The organism is Bacillota bacterium, from assembly GCA_012842395.1.
Lineage (GTDB): Bacteria > Bacillota > SHA-98 > UBA4971 > UBA4971 > UBA6256.
On sequence record DUSX01000048.1, the window covers coordinates 1 to 21,194 of the forward strand.

The following is a 21,194-nucleotide window of genomic DNA, read 5'->3' on the forward strand; positions in this document are numbered from 1 at the left end:
AGTCGCTGATCTCTGAGCACATTGCCTTGGCAGAGAAACACTTTCCGACGACCGAATCCCTTGCAGCTTATCTGACCAGTAGGGGTGTAGACCTGGGATCTCCAGGATAAGGTTAATGGCGGTTATCATCTATTTTCCATCTATCAGTTGGGAGTCGAACATAATGACAATTATCCACGACAAAATAAGAAGTAACGGAATTAGACAGGAACCTAAGTCCGTGCTGCGGCCTAAGGTACTGGTAGTTGGACCCCTTCCTCCACCAATTAATGGTATGACGATCGCGACTAAGCATGCAGTCAGCTGGCTGTCTGAGCATTTTGACGTTTGTGTTGTGAATCTGGCCGCTGGGTTAGAGTCCTCTTTCTCGTCTACTCTGCGAGGCCCAGACCGGTCCGGCAGCCCTACGCTACGCAAAGTGATTTCTCGGGTTCGGTTACTATTTAGCATTTGGTACTCGCTACATAAATTGCGACCGAACCTCTGCTACATAACTCTATCTCAGTCAAAGCTTGGTTTTCTTAAGGATGGATTGGTGATAGCTTTAGCTAGCATGTATAAAGTACCTGTCGTGGGGCATGTTCATGGCGGGCATTTCGGGGAGCTTTACCGAGAGGCAGGGAGATTCTTTCGCTTCTTTATCCGCGCATCCGCGCAAAAACTCGTGGGTGCAATTGTGCTAACAGAGAGACTGAAAGGGATGTTTGCGGGACTTGTTCGGCCTGATCGTGTCTATGTTGTGGAGAATTTTGTGGCAGACGAGGTACTACCAAGTGAAGAAGATTTTGCCCATCGACGGGAATGTCTTAAGGGGAAGTGGGGAGGAGCAAGGTTGCTCTATCTAAGCAATCTAATCCCCAGTAAAGGTTATCTAGATGTTATTCGTGCGATATATGTCCTTCGTAGTTGTGGGATGAGTGTATCGTGTGATTTAGCTGGAGCCTGGATGTCCGAGCATGATAGAGTAGTAGCCGAAGAATTGGTGCGCGAGCTTAGCCTTCAGGACAGTGTTAGATTTCATGGAATAGTAACTGGCGAGGCAAAGCGAACTCTCCTACGCAACGCAGATGTCTTTGTCCTGCCTACTTACTATCGTTTTGAGGGGGTGCCTCTCGCGCTTCTGGAGGCAATGGCGTGGGGACTGCCAGTTATTGTCACAAATCATGGGGGGATAGGGGATGTCGTGCGAGATCGAGTTAATGGTGTCTTTGTTCAACCGCGAGCGCCTGAGAACATAGCTGATGCCGTTTGTTGGCTTTTAGAAGATGCTGAACGGTATCATTGTATAAGTACTGCCAATATCCAGCTGGTTGCTGAACGTTTTACGGAGAATAGGAGTGCACAGTCGTTGGTAAGGGTTATTTCTAGGCTACTACAGGGCTAAGAAGTATACCTCAAAGCCGAGGGAGTGCTGATAATGATGCCTATGTGGCTAGGTAAGAGTAGGGCCGATAATCGTCATTTCAGATAATGACCGGCCCTATAAAGCCAAAGTAGTCCTCCATGCCAGCATATGGCTGGCACCATCGCAGGATGCAAAGTAGTACGGGAGTGGCTTATGGAACATCCGCAGGTGCATTTATTTTGGCTTCCTAAATACACTATCCATCTAAACTAAGGGAGACTGTGTGGCGGCGCCTGAAAGGACACTTAGCTAACCGTTCCTTCATGGACGTAGACGAACCCCATCTGGGTTTAGGTGAAATTGGTGGGAAGGAATACAGAGTGGATTGTTCTTCTCAAACTCGTACCTGAGAGATGAAGGATCTTTATAGGGTAATGGAGGCACATCACTTGGGTATGAGCAATGACTTGGTCTGTGCGAGCGATGTTTCCGCTAGGCGTGTGCAACCTAGGTATAACCTAGGTATCCAGTTGGCTACACAAGGCCAATCCAGCCACAGCGTCAGGCTGATGTGGGGCGCCAGCTAACCGATAATGAGGTATATAACGCGGTAAATGATCTGCTTACTCAAATTCAGAAGACGATATCTCCTGATACCATCTCAGAGTGTCACGGACTAGAGTGGCTTGTAAGACCCGGTGACTGCGTCGTTGTGAAGCCAAACCTCATCCGACAGGGCCACCTTTTGAGGGAATCAGAATGGGAGTATGTGATAACCCATGGAAGCATAGTTAAGGCTGTAGTTGATTGGGTATTGGTTGCATTGGAAGGGCGGGGTCAGGTGATTATCGCTGACAGTCCTCAAACGGACTCAGATTTTGAAGAAATCATAAGGCGTAATGGGCTTCGTGATATCGTAAATTCTTACAAGCGCCAGGGTTTTCCGGTTAAACTTTTGGGTCTTCGGGAGGAACAATGGCTGGGTGCTAACGGCGTTATTCGCGGTAAGAAGAAGTTACCTGGGGATCCCGAGGGATATGTGACAATTGATCTGGGCAAGGATAGCGCTTTTCGCGATTATGAGAAGAATGGCAGGTTTTATGGCGCATACTACGATACCCATGATACTATGCAGTTCCATTCACAGGAGACCGGGAGACATGGCTATGTCGTTTCTAGGACGTGCTTGAACTGCGATGTGTTTATTAATCTGCCCAAAATGAAGACCCACAAAAAGACCGGGATAACTTTGAGTATGAAGAACCTTGTAGGTATCTGCACTCATAAGAACTCTTTGCCGCACCACTCATTGGGGACTCCGGATGCCGGCGGTGACGAGTATCCCTCCTCCGGGTTATCCCAGAAGGCACTTTCTATAGCCGCGAGGCTCTTTCGTGAAAGCCTCCTGCACCTTGGCCCGATCGTTGCACCTATTGCGCGCATCGCGAAAAGAACCATTGATGGAAAGCTGCCAGAGGAGTTGAGGTGGGTACGAAGCGGAAACTGGTACGGCAACGATACGATCTGGCGGACCGTAGTAGACCTGAACCGGATTTTACTGTGGTTCGATGGGGATGGGAAGCCACGTAGTTCACCGCGTCGTTATCTTACGATTGTTGATGGTATAATAGCCGGCGAGGGTGAAGGGCCTATGGAACCGGACCCCAAACCCGTTGGGTTGCTCTTTGGGGGGACAAACCCTGTTGCTGTAGACGCGGTAGGAGCCAGGTTAATGGGGTTTGACCCTTATGCAATTCCCATGCTTACGGGTGCGCTTCGTCAGGAATCTTTCCCGATCTGGGATAAGGAACTTACTCTTGATGATATAATTGTGCACTCTTTTGGTCTCGAAGGCTTTGAGGGACGACTGGGGGATATTAAGCATCCTGGGTTCGGTTTCGTTCCCAGTATAGGTTGGCGCGGGCATATAGAGTTTCGGAGCTAAAAGCTTCTATCGTTCGCGGGGCCGTTTTGTCTAGCCGGTGGTATTGAGGTGGTTGAGATGGAAAACGCGCTTACTCACTTGGTTTACGATAACTCCCCGGTATGGCTGCAAAACATATTTGTATCTGTGGAAGGACTTCAGTCATATCGGCTTCGATATAATAAGATATTCACACGCGCAGTAGGGTTTCTCGAGCGTTCTTCGAAATTCTCCTGGGCCGAGATGGAGGAGTATCGGGGTGAACGGTTACGTTCCTTGGTCAAGCACGCATATGAAACTGTTCCCTATTACAATGAGCTATTTTCGACCCTTAAATTACGCCCAGAGGACATCAGGTGCCCCGAAGATTTAAAGCTACTTCCTATCCTTACTAAGGAGACGGTGGTTGCCAATAAACCCAAAGTGCTCTCAACCGCAGTGCCCCAGAAGGAGTTGGTTCCCGTTCATACCAGCGGCACTACCGGCACGGCTCTGCAATTCTGGTGGACCAGAGAAGGCACCGCATGGGAGTTCGCGTTTGTCTGGGCGCGACGAAGGGCCGGAGTGAGTCTTGGTGAGCCATTTGCTACCTTCAATGGACGGAGCGTCGTGCCGATAGGGCAGTCTTCACCGCCTTTTTGGAGGTATAATGCTATCTTAAGACAGACGCTATTCTCTATTTATCACATGAATGAACGTACGTTGGATTCCTATATCGTGCGGCTTAGAAAAGGGGACTTCAGATACTACGTGGGCTATCCTTCCGCTATATACACTGTGGCTTCATACGCGTTGGAACATAACTTGAAGCTTGCAAGCCCTCCTATAAAAGTATTCACTTCGTCGGAGAGCTTGACTGATTGGCAGCGGGATACGATAGAATGCGCGTTCGAAACCAAAGTGGATGATTCCTACACGAATGGTGAGCAATCGGTACTTCTTACCCAGTGCGATCACGGGAATTATCATGTTAATTATGAGTATAGCGTTGTTGAGTTTGAGCCCATGGAAGAGGACCAGGAGACTGTTACAGCCAAGATTATCGGTACAGGTTTTCTAAATTACGGTATGCCATTTATAAGATATGACACGGGGGACTGTGTTGAGATCTCAAAAATCGAGAAATCCTGCCCATGCGGGAGGTTTGGCCCAATCATCAAGAAGATCCATGGTAGACAGGAGGACTTGGTGATTACTCCAGAAGGCAATATCGTTGGACGCCTGGACCACATCTTTAAGGATATGGTGCTCATAAAGGAATCCCAGATCATTCAATACGAAGATGGGAGCCTAGAGGTTCTGATCGTTCCCCGGGAGGGATACTCGCTACAGACAGAGGAACAACTGCTCCACGAATTCCGGAGGAGGCTCGGAAACACTATTCCTATTAAGATCAGGCATGTGGATTCTATACCACGGGGAGCCTCGGGCAAATTCCGCGCAGTGATATCTCACTATAGACCTCCTCGGCGGTGGCTACGGACGGCCCACGAGCAGAAGTAGCTGCAAAGGTTCGTGCCCTGCTCATTGAGTTCCGCTTTTATGCCACTGGAGGTGCGATGACATAGTGAAGCAAGTAATCCAGGACTACCGTCATGGCAAACTTTACGTTGACGAAGTCCCTGTTCCACTCCTTAAAGATAGAGGCGCCATTGTCCGCACCCGATGTTCTGTAGTGAGTGCTGGGACCGAGAGGGCTGTGCTTGAGTTTGCTTCTCAGGGGCTTGTGGGGAAGGCCCGGTCGCGCCCCGATCTGGTGAAGCAGGTCATTCGCAAGGTTAAGTCCGATGGGCTGGTGGCGGCGTATAGGGCATCCATGTCGCGGTTGGATGTGCCGCTTGCGCTCGGGTATAGCTCTGCGGGGGAGATCCTGGAGCTTGGGGCTTCGGTTACTGGCTTTAGGGTGGGTGACAGGGTCGCCTGTGCAGGTGGTGGCTATGCCTCCCATGCGGAGATAGTCTATGTGCCCAGGAATTTGATGGTCAAGATCCCCGAAGGGGTATCAGACGAGGATGCGGCTTTTGCAACAATAGGGGCTATCGCCCTCCAGGGGATTAGGGTTGCGGACCTGAGGCTTGGGGAAAGAGTCGTTGTGATCGGTCTTGGGCTTTTGGGTTTGCTGGCGGTACAGCTGGTTAAGGCTGCTGGATGTATGGTTCTAGGGACCGACCTGAATGCGGATAGGGTAAGGTTGGCTCTTGAGCTTGGGGCTGATTCGTCGGTTATTACTGAGCCGGAGACCTTGAAAGAGGCTGTGATGGCCTTTACTTCAGGCCGGGGCGCGGATGCCGTAATCATCACTGCTGCAACCAGGAGCAACGCGCCTACGGAGCTTGCAGGTGAAATCTCCCGCCTTAAGGGTAGGGTCGTTGCTGTCGGAGACGTAAGCATGAATATCCCTCGGAGGATTTATTATCCCAAAGAACTCGAATACAGGATCTCTATGTCTTATGGTCCGGGCCGTTACGATCCCAATTACGAAGAGAAGGGCATCGACTATCCTTACGCCTATGTCCCGTTTACAGAGCAAAGGAATATGGAGACCTTCCTGCAATTGGTCAAGGAAGGCAAGGTAACGCCAGGCCGGCTTATAACCCATCGTTTTTCGATCCTTGAGGCTGAGAAGGCTTATGAGATGATTAAGACTGGGGAGAGCGGGAAATACCTCGGTGTAGTTTTCACCTACCCGGATGAGACTCCAGTGAGCCGTAGAGAGGATCTCAAGATAGGAGAGCGGAGGAACACTGCCGAAGCCGCCGTAAGGCTCGGCATGATAGGTGCAGGGAATTATGCGAGGCTGATGCTTCTTCCCCATCTCTCCAGGATTAGGGAAGTGGAACTTATCGGCGTTTCTACCTCTACGGGTATAAGCGGAAAGCATGTTGCGAATAAGTATGGCTTTAGGTTCTGTGCAACGGATAATGAAGAGATTCTCAGGGACAAGGATATCAGTGCCGTCGTGATCGCCACACGGCATAACCTTCACGCAGAGCTTACGATGCGTGCCCTTGCTTCAGGTAAGCACGTATTTGTGGAGAAACCCCTTGCCACCAATGAAGAGGAACTGGCCCGGCTGGTTGAGGTTGCTGGCAACTCAGACAAGCTCATTATGGTTGGGTTCAACAGGAGATTCTCCCCTCTGGCCGTCGAGGCGAGAAGAGCCTTCGCAGGCCATACGGGACCGCTTTCCATGGTTTACAGGGTTAACGCAGGGGCTACTCCACCTGACCACTGGACCCAGGACCCTGAGGAAGGCGGTGGCCGGGTTATCGGAGAGGTTTGTCATTTCGTCGACCTGCTCCAGTTCCTTTGCGGGGCCAAGCCCAAGTCAGTTTATGCTCTGGCCGCGGGGAAGGGGCATAGCGGATTACCTGAGGATAACCTTAGTATCACGATACGGTTTGAAGATGGATCCATAGGGACAATCGCCTACTTTAGCACCGGGGACAGGGCGATCCCTAAAGAGTATATCGAGATATATGGTGAAGGTAAGACCTTTATCATAGAGGATTTTCGCCGCGCCAGGTTTGCAAGTGGCGGCGATATCAGGGTCATCCGCGGGAGGGGACAGGATAAGGGACAGAAAACCGAACTGCTGGCCTTTATTGAAGCAGTACTCGGCAAGAGGCCTGCACCCATTTCTCTCGAGGAGTTAGTTTATACCACACTTGCCACGTTCCGTATCCTGGACTCGGTTCGAGAAAGATGCGAAGTTGCAATAGGATGGTCTTTGAATTCGAGCGCTGATGAGGCCGCAGTTATCCAGGAAGGGGCAGATAACTGACAGAGGGCCGTGTGGGTGGAAGCTATGCTATGAGTATCCCTGACGTATTGCGTCTAGTTCGAGAAATGGGCCCCGAGTGGCTTGCCTGGCGGGCTCTATATGAAGCTGAGCTTAGAAGTGGACTGCTGTCTAGGCGATTTAGGCCCCAGCCTATTGAGAGGCTGCTTGCCAGGTCACTTGGGGTGGAGCCGCCAGACCTAAACCATTACCTTTTTGAGAAGTGGGAGAAGGCCGGTTCGCACTTTTTCCTTGACCGTGACCTGTCTCATTATAGAGAAGTAGTATTTAATCCAGACAGGGTCCTGGAGGTTGCGAATGCCGCGCTGGAGGGCAGGTTCCTTTTTTTCAGCCGGTGGTGGGGGGACCTAGGTAATCCTCCCGATTGGCTTCTGAATCCTGTGGATGGCGTCCGCTACCCAGGGGATATCCACTGGTCTCTTATCCCGGATCTATCCCCAGAGTTAGGCGACGTCAAATACGTCTGGGAGGCTTCGCGTTTCCCACATGTCTACTACTTTGTGAGGGCCTATGCCCTAACCGGGGACGAGCGTTACGCCGAGGGCTTCTGGAACCATGTTGACTCATGGGTAAAAGCTAATCCGCCGGAACTTGGACCTAACTGGCGGTGCGGGCAGGAGATAGCCATAAGGAGCTTTGCCTGGATCTTTGGCCTCTATGCATTTAGAGGCTGTAGAGCTACGACGCCGGAGCGCGTGGCGTTGCTTCTCAAATACCTCTGGTATAACGCATGGCATATCGAAATGAACCACTGGTATGCCCTGCGCTGCATAAGGAATAACCATTCCCTGAGCGAGGCTGCCGGGATGTTTACCATCGGAACCCTTTTCCCGTTCTTCAAAGAATCGGCGAGGTGGCGGCAAAAGGGGTTCAACCACCTGGTTAGAGAGACGATGTGGCAGGTATACCCTGACGGAACCTATATGCAGCACTCGACGAACTACTCCAGGCTAGTTGTCCAGCTCTTTACTTGGTGTTTGAGAGTTGCTCAGCTCAACGGATTAGAGTTTCCAGACACACTTCGGGAGCGTCTACAAGGGCTTCTCCGTTTTCTGCGGAGTCTCCAGGATGAAAGAACAGGTAGAGTTCCCAATTATGGTTCAAACGACGGGGCGCTCGTTTTTCCCCTTTCATCCTGTGATTACCTGGACTACCGCCCCTCGTTGAATGCTCTTGGAATGGCATTGGACGGCAAGAGGCTCTATGAGCCAGGTCCATGGGATGAGGAGGCGGAATGGTTCTGTAGGCCGGAGATCCGCAGGGTAGCGGGCAGCACAGGATTTACTAGTGATATACCGGGAGACTCACCGGCCGTGAAAACGGAGGAATCGGGTACCGTCTTCCCTGTAGGCGGCTACTATGTTCTCCGGGGGCGGGATTCTTTTGCTATGATACGTTGTGGAAGATACCGGCATCGCCCTTCTCAGGCGGACATGCTTCACCTTGATCTCTGGTACAATGGGTATAATGTCCTCATTGACCCCGGTACCTATTCATACAATCCCCGCAGGGGCTGGGTGAATTATTTCGCAGGTACCTCAGCGCACAATACGGTGACGGTAGATGGCTGTGACCAGATGAAAAAAGGCAGTCGTTTCGTGTGGTCAAACTGGGCGCAGGGGAAGGTTCTGGAATTCGGCCCCAGGGGCTCGACATTGGTTTTCGTTGGGGAGCATAGCGGGTATAGGCCTGTTATCCATAGGAGGTTCGTAGCGCAGAGAGAAGACGCTTTCCTCATTATCGACGACCTCTTCGGAGACCAGGGAGAGCATGAATACATCCTCCATTGGCTTGTAGGAGACCTGGAACTTACGCCGAATGCTTCAGGTGCTCTGATTACGCTGGGGGAAGACAGGCTACTTCTCCGGGCCGGTTGCACCCAGAAGGCAGTCGGTACCTGGGCAAGGGGAGAGGAGAACCCCAGGCGGGGATGGCAGGCCCCTTATTACGGCGAAATGCTTCCGGCATGGTCTTACCAAATGCTGGTGAGAGCCGGGGGGTCTGTGAGGTTTTTCACGTTCCTTGAGCCGGTATCAGGGCATCAAGAGCCGCTGCCTTTATGTCCTGACGAGGTAAGTGGGATTCTGAGGGTATGGGGGTTAGGCCATCTTGGTCCTATCGGTAGCGAAGCGCTTGCCCGTAAGCCCGGTGGACCTTTAGCGTTGCAACGGTGAAAGGCGGTAGATACCATCATGAAGGTGTGCGTAATTGGCCTGGGGTACATAGGTTTCCCTACAGCCTGCGTGGTGGCGCGCGCAGGTCACGATGTTCTGGGCATAGACGTAAACTCCGACCTTATAGACAAGCTCAATAACGGTGGACTCCACATCGTGAATGAGAACGGCTTGGCGGAAATCGCTCGTGAGGCCTTCTTATCCCGGCACCTTCGGGTCTCCAGGTGCCCGGAACCTGCAGACGTGTTCATCCTGGCGGTCCCTACGCCCTGCTGGCGCATACCAGACAGCGTCGAAGCTGCAGCAGCAAAGAAGGAGGTAGCGGCGACGGTTCAGGATTCGGGGCCCGCAGCCGACGCCCTGGGGCAGTGCCGCGCGCCGGGAGAGGCAAGCAATGGCAACCTGAGATTCGGTGCCGATCTCACGTATGTCGAGCAGGCGGCGCGCGATATCGCTCCCTATCTCCGTTCGGGGAACCTTGTGATCCTTGAATCGACGGTCTCACCTGGGACTACGAACGTGCTGGTCCGCGAGGTCTTGGAAGCAGGAAGCGGTTTGATTTGCGGACGGGATTTTTATCTCGCCCACGCGCCTGAGCGCGTACTGCCCGGGCGCATACTCGAAGAAATCACCAAGAACGACCGCATCATCGGTGGCGTCAACGAGGAGTCCACCGAACGGGCCATTGCCTTCTACCGGACCTTTGTCCACGGAGACGTGGTTGGTACCGATGCGACCACTGCAGAACTGGTCAAGCTCATGGAAAACACCTTCCGAGACGTCAACATAGCTCTGGCCAACGAGTTTGCGCTCATCTGTGAGGAGCTGGGGGTTAACGTGTTTGAAGCTATTGCGCTGGCAAACCGCCATCCGCGGGTGAAAATCCTGAAGCCCGGTCCTGGGGTCGGCGGTCACTGCATTGCGGTGGACCCGTACTTCATCGTGGAGGCCGTCCCGGAGAGGGCAAGGCTGATCAGTCTTGCGCGGCAAATCAACTCGTCTATGCCGCACCACGTCCTGGGGCTAGTTCGAGACGCAGCCCAGAGAGCGCGCGAAGCTGGCGCCGCTATTGAGAAGGTAGCGGCCCTTGGGGCATCGTATAAACCGGATGTTGGAGACGAGAGGGAGAGCCCGGCACTCGAGGTTGCCAGCCTTTTGACGGCCGAGGGATACAGTGTTTCAATACATGACCCCTACGTCCGGCGGTTTTCCCAGACACCTTTGACCGACGTGTTGAGCGGCGCGGACCTGCTGGTCCTGTTGACAGACCACCAGGTCTACCGGAGCGAACTCACGCCCAACGGTGTCAGGAAGCTGATGCGGCGGAACTTCATCGTGGACACCCGTGGTTTCTTTGATGGTGAATGGGATAAGGTAGGGTTTGACGTAGTTCGGCTGGGAGTGGGGAGGCTGGCCCACACGTAAGTGCGCAAGTACGCATCTCGCGGGGTGATGAGAGTGGTCCTGCGTGGAGAAGAGCTCGCAAGGAAACTTGATGAGCGGTTGGCAGAGTACGCGGTTAAGAACACGTGCGCGTTGGATCCTGCCGTCCGCCGCTATGGGGAGGACCCAATCCCTAACGACACACGAACGCCTTTCCAACATGATCGTGACAGGATTATTCATTCGAGGGCATTCAGACGCCTTCGCGGCAAGACTCAGGTGTTCACAGCAACAAGAGGTGACCACTTCCGGACTCGGCTTAGTCATACTCTTGAGGTGGCTCAGATGGCAAGGTCGGTAGCGAGGGTTTTCGCTCTTAACGAGGATCTCACTGAAGCGATCGCCCTGGGGCACGACCTTGGCCACGCTCCTTTTGGGCACTCCGGAGAACGAGTCTTGCATCTGTTGCTCTCAGGACAGCGCCGGCACATTCTCAGATTTGATCTAGGAGGATTCAAACACAACCTGAATAGCCTCAACGTGGTGGACTTCTTCGAGCGCTATTTTCCTCGCTTTCCAGGACTTAACCTGACCCGTTGGACGAGGGAGGGAATCCTAAAGCACACAGACCTGACCTACGGCGACTATGGTCGAGTGACAGATGAGGTGCTGGACTTAAGCAACCTCAACATCGAGACCGATGTGCCATCTTTTCTGGAGGGTCAAATCGTTGCGCTCTGCGACGAGATTGCCCAAGTGACTCACGACCTTGAGGATGCGTTCAGAGCCAAGGTCCTGAGCCCAGACAATGACGCGTTGAGGGAGGTGCCTGTTTACGAAGAGGCCTATGGCATGGTGAAGGAATCATTTGATCAAGACAACTTCCGCAATCGCCTCATCCGCAACCTGATCAACAGGCTTGTCAGCGACCTCATTGATGGAACAGAGGGTCAACTGGCGTCTCTGCCGTCCGTTGCGGACCAGTATGGTAGAATCCGCACGTGGATTGTTCGTTTCTCCAAAGATACGGGGAGCCAGGTCAATAGACTCAAAGATATACTACGAGAGGCGGTCTATGCATCTTACGAGGTTTCTCGTACGGACATCAAGGGTGAAATGGTTATCGAAAAGATCTTTGAAGCGTATATCGAGAAACCTGAGAGACTGACGGAGTATGTGTTTCGGAAGTATAATGATGTGAAAGCAACACTTGCAGGCGACGGGGGACTGCAGGAACTGAACCGGTCCAATGTAGCGAAGCGTAGGACGGAACTAAGAAATGACAGGGTGTTCATTCGATTGGTTGCAGCCCACATTGCTGGAATGACTGATACCTTTGCTGTCCAGGAGTATAACGATCTCTTTGTACCCCGGAGCTAGGCAGTCTGTTCATGGACAAAAGGGGTCTTTGTTTCCATGTTTGACGGGAGCAGGTCAGCGAACTCACGAGAAATCTGGATCGTTAACCACTATGCAATAACCCCAGACCTCCCAGGGGGCACCAGGCACTACGACTTTGCAGTTGAGCTTGCGAAGATGGGTTACGAGGTCTGCATCTTCGCATCCGATGTCAATCTTGCCTTGCGCCGGCACACTAGACTAGAGTCAGGAGAGCTTTATCGGGAGGAATCCATAAACGGGGTCCGGTTCGTGTGGGTTCGGGCTGCGACCTATCAGAAGAATGACTGGCGACGAGTGTGGAACATGCTGTCCTTTGCGCTCAATGTGTTTCGGGTGGGTGTTCGCCTGAGAGGAAGCCCTAAGGCCGTCATCGGGTCTTCCCCGCACCCCTTCGCTGCCTTAGTTGCGTGGGTTATCTCAAAGATCAAGCACTCACGATTCCTGCTGGAGCTCAGGGATCTCTGGCCCCAGGTACTTATCGATATGGGTGGCATGGCGGAGCATAGCGTGCCTGCGCGCATCCTGAGACTGCTTGAGCGCTTTCTGTATCGAGTCGCGGCCAAGATCATCGTACTTGCCAGCGGCTCGCGAGAGTACTTGCTTCATCGGGGTGTCCCATCCGACAAGATTGTTTACATCCCCAACGGGGTTTACCTCACGAACTTCCAGGTACGTGAGAGCTCCGGGCCGGTTCTCGTGGAAAGTGCCAGGAATTGCATACAGGAACAGGAAGCTGACCAGGAAACGGTTCACGCCGCGAGTGCCGCCTCTGAAGAGACAATGCCTCCACAGCAATCGGCGGCTAGGCGCAAGTTTGGCTTTGCACGGTTCACGGTGGTCTACACAGGAGCGCACGGGCCTGCCAACGCGCTGGAGACTATCCTCGGGGCAGCGCAAATTCTCCGTTCTAGGAATGATGTTGAATTTGTCCTGGTGGGCGACGGGCCCGCGAAGGGCGCATTGGTCCGTGAAGCCGCTAACCGTGGGTTGGATAATGTTCGTTTCATGGACCCGATCCCGAAAGAGAACATACCTTCTCTCCTCGGTGCAGCGGATGCTGCTGTGATAACGCTTCGTGCAGTTGACGCGTTTTCGTATGGCATCAGCCCTAACAAGCTTTTCGACTACATGGCGGCGGCCAAACCTGTAATATGCGCCGTCCCCGGCGAAATAGCTCGACTTGTCACTGACAACGGTGCGGGCATCGCAGTAGAACCCGAGAATCCGATGGCCTTGGCCCATGCTGTCGAACAGCTCGTCAATATGGGGGACGCCGAACGCGCCGCCATGGGCCACCGCGGCCGTCTGCTTGTGGAGCATGACTTCTCAAGAGAGAAGCTCGCGCGGAGATTGGCCCGGCTAGTGTAAGAGCGAAGCCTACTAAGGAATATGAGGCGCTTAGAGGTCAGACCAAACAGACATAGGTTGACAACGGGGATTAGGCTGCGCGCGTACGAGGGTCGTGCCGACACCCTACACGCGACTCCCGAGTGAGCTATACGCAGCTCGGGGTTGGCTTATTCATGGCCACTGTGCGCAGGGGGCTCCACCCTTGTTCAGAGCGCAATCGGGGGGTAAAATGATGACTGGAAGCTCAAGTGGCATCACATGTAATAGGTGGTGAAGACCTTGGACTCTGACGGCGGCATGGCCAGCGAGCTACGGGTATACACAATAGGGCACTCCACTCACTCCTTAGATAGCTTTGCCTCACTTCTCAAGCGTTACGAGATCGACGTCCTAGTGGATGTGCGTTCTTGCCCCTACTCCCGGCACGTACCTCAATTCAACGCTGATAACCTGAGAGAATTCCTTGCCGCGATTGGAATTCGGTATGTTTTCCTTGGAGACGCACTCGGGGGACGTCCTCGTGATCGTGAGCTCTATGACGAACACGGTCACATAGTGTATGCACGGATTGCTCGGCGGCCTGCGTTTCGAAGAGGTCTTTCTAAATTGGAGAAGCAAGCGGAAACATGTCGAGTCGCCGTGTTGTGCAGCGAGGAGGATCCTGTGCATTGTCATAGGCGTTTGTTGGTAGGTAATGCCCTGATGGAACAAGGGATCAAGGTCACGCACATCCGAGGGGATGGTCGGTTACAAACCGAAGAGGCGCTGATGGGTTCCGAAAAGCACACGGACTCGTCTATGCGTCAACTAAAGCTCCTCGATGTCTAAGGGGGCGTGCTGCCTTGAAGGTGTATACGATAGGGTTCAGCAGGAAGACAGCAGCAGAGTTCTTCCAAGCATTGAGACGTGCGGGCATCAAACGAGTAGTGGACGTGCGCTTGAACAACACGTCGCAACTGGCTGGCTTTACCAAGAGGGGTGACCTCACGTTCTTCCTCAAAGAGCTGTGTAATGCCGAATACACTCATGAGACGTTGCTTGCCCCGACTTACGACTTGCTTCGCTTGTATAAGAGGGAAGCGGGAGACTGGAACGAGTACGAAAGCCGTTTCCTAGCCTTAATGGCAAGCCGGAAGATCGAAGAAAGACTTAACCCAGCTCTGTTGGATGGTCCGACGGTTTTTCTCTGCAGCGAACCTTCTGCGGAGCATTGCCATCGGCGACTTGTTCTCGAGTACCTTCGAGATAGATGGGGACCTTTCGAAATCGTGCACCTATAGGGGCGGGATCCAAGCTGAAATGCGAGATCATCTGCATGGCGAATTCAAGGAAGCTGTCTGGCAGGTGTGTCGCAGGGATCAGGACGGACGGGGCAGGATGGATACGTCCCGTCAGTCAGTCTCCCGATGGGACTCTTTACTGGCCACAGTACTTGTTATCAGATGGCACAGAACCTCGGATACTTGACGTAATAGAAATCGAGTTTGTTTGCCCCAGACCGGCTGTTCATCAGCCTGAGAACTGGATCTCAGATGTCACCCGCTGGCGGTTGGTTTCCCGGCCGGCCCCACCAGAAAAGCTGCGGCTCTTGGCTCGTCAGATAGTCGAAGGCCCGATTCTTCTGCACAGTGATACAGACCGTGTCCCGTTTGCAGCATTCTCAACAACACCAGCTAGCGCATCGTTAGCGCTAGTTGCTCCCAAGGAGATTTCGTGGAAAATCACTTACTCCATTCGGGGTCGACGCCAGACGCGAGCCGTGTTCACGCTGGGTGATTCCGCGTTTTATGACCTTGCGGTGACGGATCCCGAGTGGGAGAGCCGTTTAAGGCATCTGACTTTAGGTACATACAGTCCGCAGCAAATCGGAGTTGACGCTGGTATGGAGACCGTACTTACTGTTAGCCTGGGTGAACCGTTTGAGGACGGCAACTGCTATAAGCTGGTCTCTGGGGTGTTGATCCTACCACGCACGTGGAGGGAGGAGTGAGGCTCGCCACCGAACGCTTGTGAGGGGGAGGAATCCCGATGGCTAGTAGTGCTGTGCAGTAGTTCTGCTGTCGCACGCTCATCGAGCCCGAGGTGACCTGGGTTCTGTGACCACCGAATTGCAGGCGGATGAGCTCCAATGCCAGATGGGAATCCCTGAACGGCACGAATGTCTTCTATGTGGATCGCGCGGTCAGAGACTTGGCGGTGAAGGATATACGAAATGCCTTGACTGCTCTCTCATGAAGCTCGAGCGACTGGCCACGAATTTGCGCCCTTTTCCACAGAGAGAGTGGTTCTAATCCGTCAATTTGTTCTGCGTCACCCCGCGCTGTATGGTGGTCTGGAACAGTTTATGGGAGACGGCTGTGCCATGAGCAAGCGGGCGCGGAATTGCCGGACATAGTGCGGCGGAGCGAAAACGAGGCACGGAATTTGCGGGAGAGAATCAAACGGGGAGCTGCGCGGCACAGCTCGCAATTTCTATACTGAACTGGCTGCCCTGGTACAGGAGGGATCGGCGCCGGTGCATAATGCTTGGGAGGCAGTCCGCGTTGAGGCTGGCAAGCTCGGGAAGCGAATCAGCCCGCTGACTGGGTAGCTACAGCTCCCGTCGCTGCCGCAGCCCATCATGTGCTGCAACGAGCAACCAAGTGCTTGATGGAACAGCTACTGCTTGCTGACGTTTCCGGTCAGACGATCTGAGAGCGGGTTCGGAAGTGGGCAATGTCGTTCCAGGGGTTGGGAGTGTCTAGGGCAAGCGACGCTTTGCGGCTGGTAAACCTGCGTGGCGAATCGGACGAACTGGGTTGCCCGCAGAGTGCATCGGTTCCGGTAGCCTGAAGAAAGCTTTCACTCGACTAGCACCGACCCTGGGTGTCTGGGCTCGGTCGCACACAGGAAGAGAGTGTTCACTCCTGTGCCTGCCACAATATATACCGCTTAAGCTCTGAGACCGGGGGCCGGGGAACCCGATTTGGACTCGGAGCTAGTGACGACAAGGCTTTGTAGAAATGAGGAGTCAGGTCCATGAGGCGAAGGGTGCTACTTATCAAGCGGGCATTTGACATAGCTCTATCATTTCTGCTCTTAGTATTGCTTAGCCTACCGCTTGCCGCGATTGCGTTGGTGGTCTGGCTTGATTCCGGTCGTCCGATCCTCTTTACGCAGGACCGGGTGGGACTGGGTGGCCGCTTATTCAGAATATACAAGTTCCGAACCATGGTGAGGGACGCAGTAAGGGTGGGAATGGGTCTACGGACGGCGCGGGACGATCCCAGGGTCACGCGGGTAGGCAAGTTTCTTAGGGAGTACCACCTCGATGAGCTCCCCCAAGTCATCAATGTCCTGAAGGGGGATATGAGCATTGTGGGTCCGCGGCCGACAATCCCCTCTCAGGTGGCGACCTACACACCATTTGAGATGCGTCGACTAGAGGTGCGGCCTGGCATCACCGGTCTCGCTCAGGTGAGGGGGAACAACGAGTTGCCGTGGGAGGAACGGATTAAACTCGATGTCTACTACGTAGACCACGCTTCTCTTCTGCTTGACCTTAGTATCCTTTTCAGAACGATCTCGACTGTGCTCACGCGGAGGGGTGTCTACGGGATAGACGGTGTCGTCCACGACAAAGGTGAGCCGTTGTCAAAGTAAGGGGGACGGGTTCCGAAAATGCGGGTCGTATTGATCGGTGTCGTGAACTCCGCGAAAGCAGCGTTCGATGCTCTCGTAGCCTCCGGCGCGGACATCGCTATGGTGTATACAGCTGACGTCCAGAGAATGGTCGCTAAGAGCAGTATGGAACGTAGCTACTTTGTGGATTTCGTCCCGGTGGCCGCCGAGTATGGTATTCCGGTACGCCACGTGGTCAATGTTAACGAGCACGCGGCGGAAGTGCAGCAACTATGTCCCGATGTGATTTACGTAGTTGGATGGCCCCAAATGATCCGGCAAGAGATTCTGTCAATAGCGCCATGCGTCGGAATGCACCCCGCGCCGCTCCCAAAACGCCGGGGTGGCGCACCTCTCAATTGGCAGATCATCGACGGTGAGACTTCGAGTGCGGTGACCCTGCTGCGGCTGGGAACGGGCGTGGACGACGGAGACATCCTAGCTCAAGTCCCATTCGAGATCGCGCCGACTGACTACATTGATGATGTCATGCGCAAGGTGTGCGACATCACCTACGCTGCCATCAGAGACACGTATGCTGCTCTTGCCAACGGCAGGGCCGTATGGGTCCCACAGGACCATTCCAAGGCGACAGTGATGCGAAGACGGCGGCCGGAGGATGGGCTCATCAACTGGAATGACTCCTCGCAAAGGATAGTGAACCTCGTTAGAGCGGTATCCCACCCGTTCCCCGGGGCTTTTACTTATTGCGACGGGAAGCTGGTCAAGGTCTGGAGAGCCCATGTTCCTCACGGGTATCGCCCGCGCTTGAATGCTGCCCCTGGGGAGGTGCTCGCGCTGATCGACAACCAGCTAATCGTTTCGGCGAGGGACTATTGTGTCGCTATTAGTGAACTCGAGGTCGGGCCAGGAAACGTGTTCGGGCCTGAACGCATGAGAGATGCCTACGCCCTGCTTGCAGGGAAGGTTCTTACTAGTGCAGGGATGCTCGGCTGAGGGTAGCTGCGACGTTGAGGGGGGTGCGTATATGCGGGTCCTGGTCATTGCACCGCACCCTGACGACGAGGTCCTCGGGGTCGGGGGAACAATAGCGCGATTTGCCCGGGAAGGCGCGCACGTTGCCGTCGCGATCGTTACGAAAGGTGAGGCTGGGATGTTCGATCCCGCGCTGATTGAAAGGGGACGAACCGAGGCGAAGCAGTGTCACTTGTTGCTTGGAGTAGGAGACACTCGCTTCTTAGACTTCCCTGCTGCCCGGTTGGACACAGTGGAACACCACGTGTTGAATCGGGCGTTCGTCGAGCTCATCGAGGAAGTCCGCCCGGATAAGGTTTTCCTGCCTTTTGTGGGCGACATTCATAACGACCACCGGGTAGTGTTCGAGTCTGCTCTCGTGGCTTTGCGCCCGACATTAGGAACGCACCGGGTCACCGATATCCTCTGCTACGAGACATTGTCCGAGACTAATTGGAATGCTCCTGGTGTTAGTCCGCAATTCGCGCCGAACGTTTTCGTCGACATTTCGCGGTACCTTGACACGAAGTTAAAAGCTGCAGCAGCGTACGCATCGCAGATGAGAGAATTCCCGCATGAGAGGTCTTTAGAGGCTATCTCTTGCTTGGCGAAGCTGCGCGGGGCGACCGTCGGAATCAGCGCTGCGGAGGCCTTTGTCCAGGTTCGGAGGATTATATAAGGACCGCCCTTCCTTACGATGAGTCACTGACCAAGGCTGTCCGGGGAGCAGGCTCGACGTCACGAAGTCAAGCCCAGCATCACCGGGTGGGCGCAGGTCAACGGCCGCAACAGTCTGAGCTGGGAGGACAAGTTCCGGCTGGACGTCTGGTATGTGGACCACTGGACCCTCTGGCTCGACCTAAAGATCCTGTGGATGACGCTCCTCAAGGTAGCGCGCCGCGAGGGAATCAGTTATGATGGATGTGCAACCATGCCGGAGTTCCGGCCGCCGATGGAAAGGACTTGATGGGCATCAGTCCAGTTGAGTACAAGCGCCTGGTGGGCGATTCGTGCGGATATCGTTGTCCACGGCAACTTCACTAACGAACTGCAGTCCACCGGGGCTCAGCAGTGGACGTCGCTTCCGCAGGCGGCCCAGTTAGTCGGAAACACGGGCACTCTCGTGATAATAGAATCTGCGGTCCGGTGTTGGCGTTACCGAGAGTATGTGGTCGTTACGCTTCCATAGTCACGTAGTTTCCAAAACAGTGCCTGCCGAACAGACGAGGGCGCCTGAGGTCCCGGCTGCCCTACGGTCGGTGAGGTGTCGGCCAATCTTAAGGAGGTCATTGTATGGTGGGCGGGTCTCCGAAACCGTTAGTCATTATCGGGGCGGGCGGGTTTGGCAGAGAGGTCGCATGGTTGGTCAAAGAAATCAATGATGTGCAGCCGGAGTGGGAGTTCCTCGGGTTTGTGGACGACCATGCAACAGGGCGCACCATAGAAGGCTACCCTATCCTTGGAACTACTGCATGGTTGAAAGAAGCTGGGCACGACCGTTCAGTGCACGTAGTCTGCGCAATTGGCGACCCTCGCACCAGGCGACGCGTGGTGGACCCTCTTGAGGCAGCCGGTCTGTCCTTTGCCACACTTGTGCACCCGTCAGTACGGAGCTCGCGATGGGTGGAGGTTGGCGCAGGATCGATCATATGCGCAGGGACGATCCTCACCACGAACATCCAGGTTGGCAAGCACAGCATACTCAACCTCGGCTGCCGAGTTGGGCACGACACTACACTGGGCGACTTCTGTAGCATGATGCCGGGGACCAACATAGCAGGTGAAGTCACAGTAGGCGAGGGCTGCTACTTCGGCCTTAACGCGTGTGTCATCAACCGCACAAGGGTCGGAGAGTGGAGCATTATCGGAGCCGGCGCTGCGGTAGTACGCGACATCCCCCCGAGGGTCGTCGCAGTCGGCGTACCGGCGAAACCGATCAAGACAATTGAAGAATAATGCGGGTCTACAGTCCTGGCAGCGCTCAGGGTAGACGAAGTCGAAGCCCGTGCTTCATACAACTGCGAGTGTCACATCACGGTATCAGGAATCGCGCGACCCGACTCGTCTCTGTCTGCGCGTTCTGCGCGACACGCGATCCTTCAGGGTTAACTGTCCCCTGTTAAAGCACGTCACGGATGTGTCTCAGTCGGAGGTACTCACGATGCAAGTCCACCTGTCACGTCCCGACATTACGGACAAAGAGATCAAGATAGTGAACGAGGTCATACGCTCTCCCATCCTCGCCCTCGGTCCGAAGCTGGGGGAGTTCGAGCGGGCCATCGCTGACTACGTTGGCAGGAAGCATGCGGTCGCTGTCAACAGCGGCACGAGCGGCCTGCACCTGCTTGTCCGCGCCTTCGGCATCGGCGAGGGGGACGAGGTTATCACAACCCCGTTCAGCTTCATCGCGTCCAGCAACTGCATCCTCTACGAGAGGGCGAGGCCGGTGTTCGTGGACATCGAGCCAGACACTGCAAACATCGACCCGGACCTCATCGAGGACGCCATCACTCCCCGCGCGAAGGCCATCCTCCCGGTGGACGCCTTCGGCCAGCCGGCGAGGCTCGATGTGATCCACGAGATCGCGGACCGCCACGGGCTCGTGGTGATCGAGGACTCCTGCGAGTCCCTGGGGTCCGAGTATAAGGGCATCAAGGCTGGGAACGGCGCGTTCTCGCACGGGGCGGTGTTCGCGTTCTATCCCAACAAGCAGATCACCACGGGCGAGGGCGGGATGATCGTCACCGACGACGACCGGGTAGCGCGTGTCTGCCGGAGCATGTCCAACCAGGGACGGGGGGAGGCAGGGGTGTGGCTTTCCCACGAGCGGCTGGGTTATAACTACCGCATGGACGAGCTTTCGGCCGCGCTCGGGGTCGCGCAGATGTCGCGCATCGAGGAGATCATCGCGAAGCGCGAGCGGGTCGCGGCGATGTATGCGGAGCGCCTGGCGAAAGTGCCGGGGGTGCGCCTGCCGTATGTGGCGCCCGACGTGACGCGGATGAGCTGGTTCGTGTACGTGATCCGGGTCGGCGTGGACGAGCCCACCCCCGAGCGCCAGTCCGCCGTGCGCGACCACGTGATGCGGCGCTTCCAGGAGGCGGGGATCGGGTGCCGCCCGTACTTCACCCCCATCCACCTGCAGCCCTTCTACCGCGCCGAGTTCGGCTTCAAGGAGGG

General features: G+C 54.7%; 15 protein-coding genes and 1 pseudogene. All 16 read left to right on the plus strand.

What is annotated here, in order from left to right; translation table 11 throughout:
* Positions 1–532 precede the first annotated feature (532 nt).
* Positions 533–1,384, plus strand: a complete 852-nt coding sequence (locus GX515_13145; protein ID HHY33941.1) for a glycosyltransferase family 4 protein — start codon at positions 533–535, stop codon at positions 1,382–1,384.
* Between the two features lie 673 nt (positions 1,385–2,057).
* On the plus strand, positions 2,058–3,290 hold the full coding sequence (locus GX515_13150) for a DUF362 domain-containing protein (protein ID HHY33942.1): 1,233 nt from the start codon (positions 2,058–2,060) through the stop codon (positions 3,288–3,290).
* Between the two features lie 48 nt (positions 3,291–3,338).
* Positions 3,339–4,772, plus strand: coding sequence for a phenylacetate--CoA ligase family protein (locus tag GX515_13155; GenBank protein HHY33943.1), 1,434 nt, complete (start codon positions 3,339–3,341; stop codon positions 4,770–4,772).
* 64 nt (positions 4,773–4,836) lie between these two features.
* The gene (locus GX515_13160) at positions 4,837–7,053 is read left to right on the plus strand and encodes a Gfo/Idh/MocA family oxidoreductase (protein HHY33944.1); all 2,217 of its coding nucleotides are present in this window, start codon (positions 4,837–4,839) and stop codon (positions 7,051–7,053) included.
* 29 nt (positions 7,054–7,082) lie between these two features.
* Positions 7,083–9,245, plus strand: a complete 2,163-nt coding sequence (locus GX515_13165; protein HHY33945.1) for a heparinase — start codon at positions 7,083–7,085, stop codon at positions 9,243–9,245.
* A gap of 18 nt (positions 9,246–9,263) precedes the next feature.
* Positions 9,264–10,670, plus strand: coding sequence for a nucleotide sugar dehydrogenase (locus tag GX515_13170; protein HHY33946.1), 1,407 nt, complete (start codon positions 9,264–9,266; stop codon positions 10,668–10,670).
* 24 nt (positions 10,671–10,694) lie between these two features.
* On the plus strand, positions 10,695–12,008 hold the full coding sequence (gene dgt, locus GX515_13175) for a dNTP triphosphohydrolase (GenBank protein ID HHY33947.1): 1,314 nt from the start codon (positions 10,695–10,697) through the stop codon (positions 12,006–12,008).
* A gap of 36 nt (positions 12,009–12,044) precedes the next feature.
* Positions 12,045–13,397 (plus strand): glycosyltransferase family 4 protein, encoded by a 1,353-nt coding sequence (locus GX515_13180; GenBank protein ID HHY33948.1) that lies wholly within the window; start codon positions 12,045–12,047, stop codon positions 13,395–13,397.
* Positions 13,398–13,658: 261 nt separating this feature from the next.
* Positions 13,659–14,207 carry a DUF488 domain-containing protein gene (locus GX515_13185; GenBank protein HHY33949.1) on the plus strand — a complete coding sequence of 183 codons (549 nt, stop codon included), beginning with the start codon at positions 13,659–13,661 and terminating at the stop codon, positions 14,205–14,207.
* A gap of 14 nt (positions 14,208–14,221) precedes the next feature.
* Positions 14,222–14,659 (plus strand): DUF488 domain-containing protein, encoded by a 438-nt coding sequence (locus tag GX515_13190; protein ID HHY33950.1) that lies wholly within the window; start codon positions 14,222–14,224, stop codon positions 14,657–14,659.
* A 1,738-nt stretch (positions 14,660–16,397) separates the two neighbouring features.
* A complete protein-coding gene (locus GX515_13195) occupies positions 16,398–17,021 on the plus strand; it encodes a sugar transferase (GenBank protein ID HHY33951.1) in 624 nt (207 codons plus the stop codon).
* Between the two features lie 18 nt (positions 17,022–17,039).
* Complete coding sequence (locus GX515_13200) at positions 17,040–17,996, plus strand: methionyl-tRNA formyltransferase (protein ID HHY33952.1); 957 nt, start codon at positions 17,040–17,042, stop codon at positions 17,994–17,996.
* A gap of 31 nt (positions 17,997–18,027) precedes the next feature.
* Positions 18,028–18,693: a PIG-L family deacetylase gene (locus tag GX515_13205; protein HHY33953.1), complete on the plus strand. Its 666-nt coding sequence runs from the start codon at positions 18,028–18,030 to the stop codon at positions 18,691–18,693.
* A 45-nt stretch (positions 18,694–18,738) separates the two neighbouring features.
* Positions 18,739–18,981 (plus strand): annotated as a pseudogene (locus GX515_13210) (sugar transferase).
* Between the two features lie 326 nt (positions 18,982–19,307).
* Positions 19,308–19,970 carry an acetyltransferase gene (locus tag GX515_13215; GenBank protein ID HHY33954.1) on the plus strand — a complete coding sequence of 221 codons (663 nt, stop codon included), beginning with the start codon at positions 19,308–19,310 and terminating at the stop codon, positions 19,968–19,970.
* A 205-nt stretch (positions 19,971–20,175) separates the two neighbouring features.
* A partial coding sequence (locus GX515_13220; protein HHY33955.1) for a DegT/DnrJ/EryC1/StrS family aminotransferase occupies positions 20,176–21,194 on the plus strand: 1,019 nt, incomplete at its 3' end.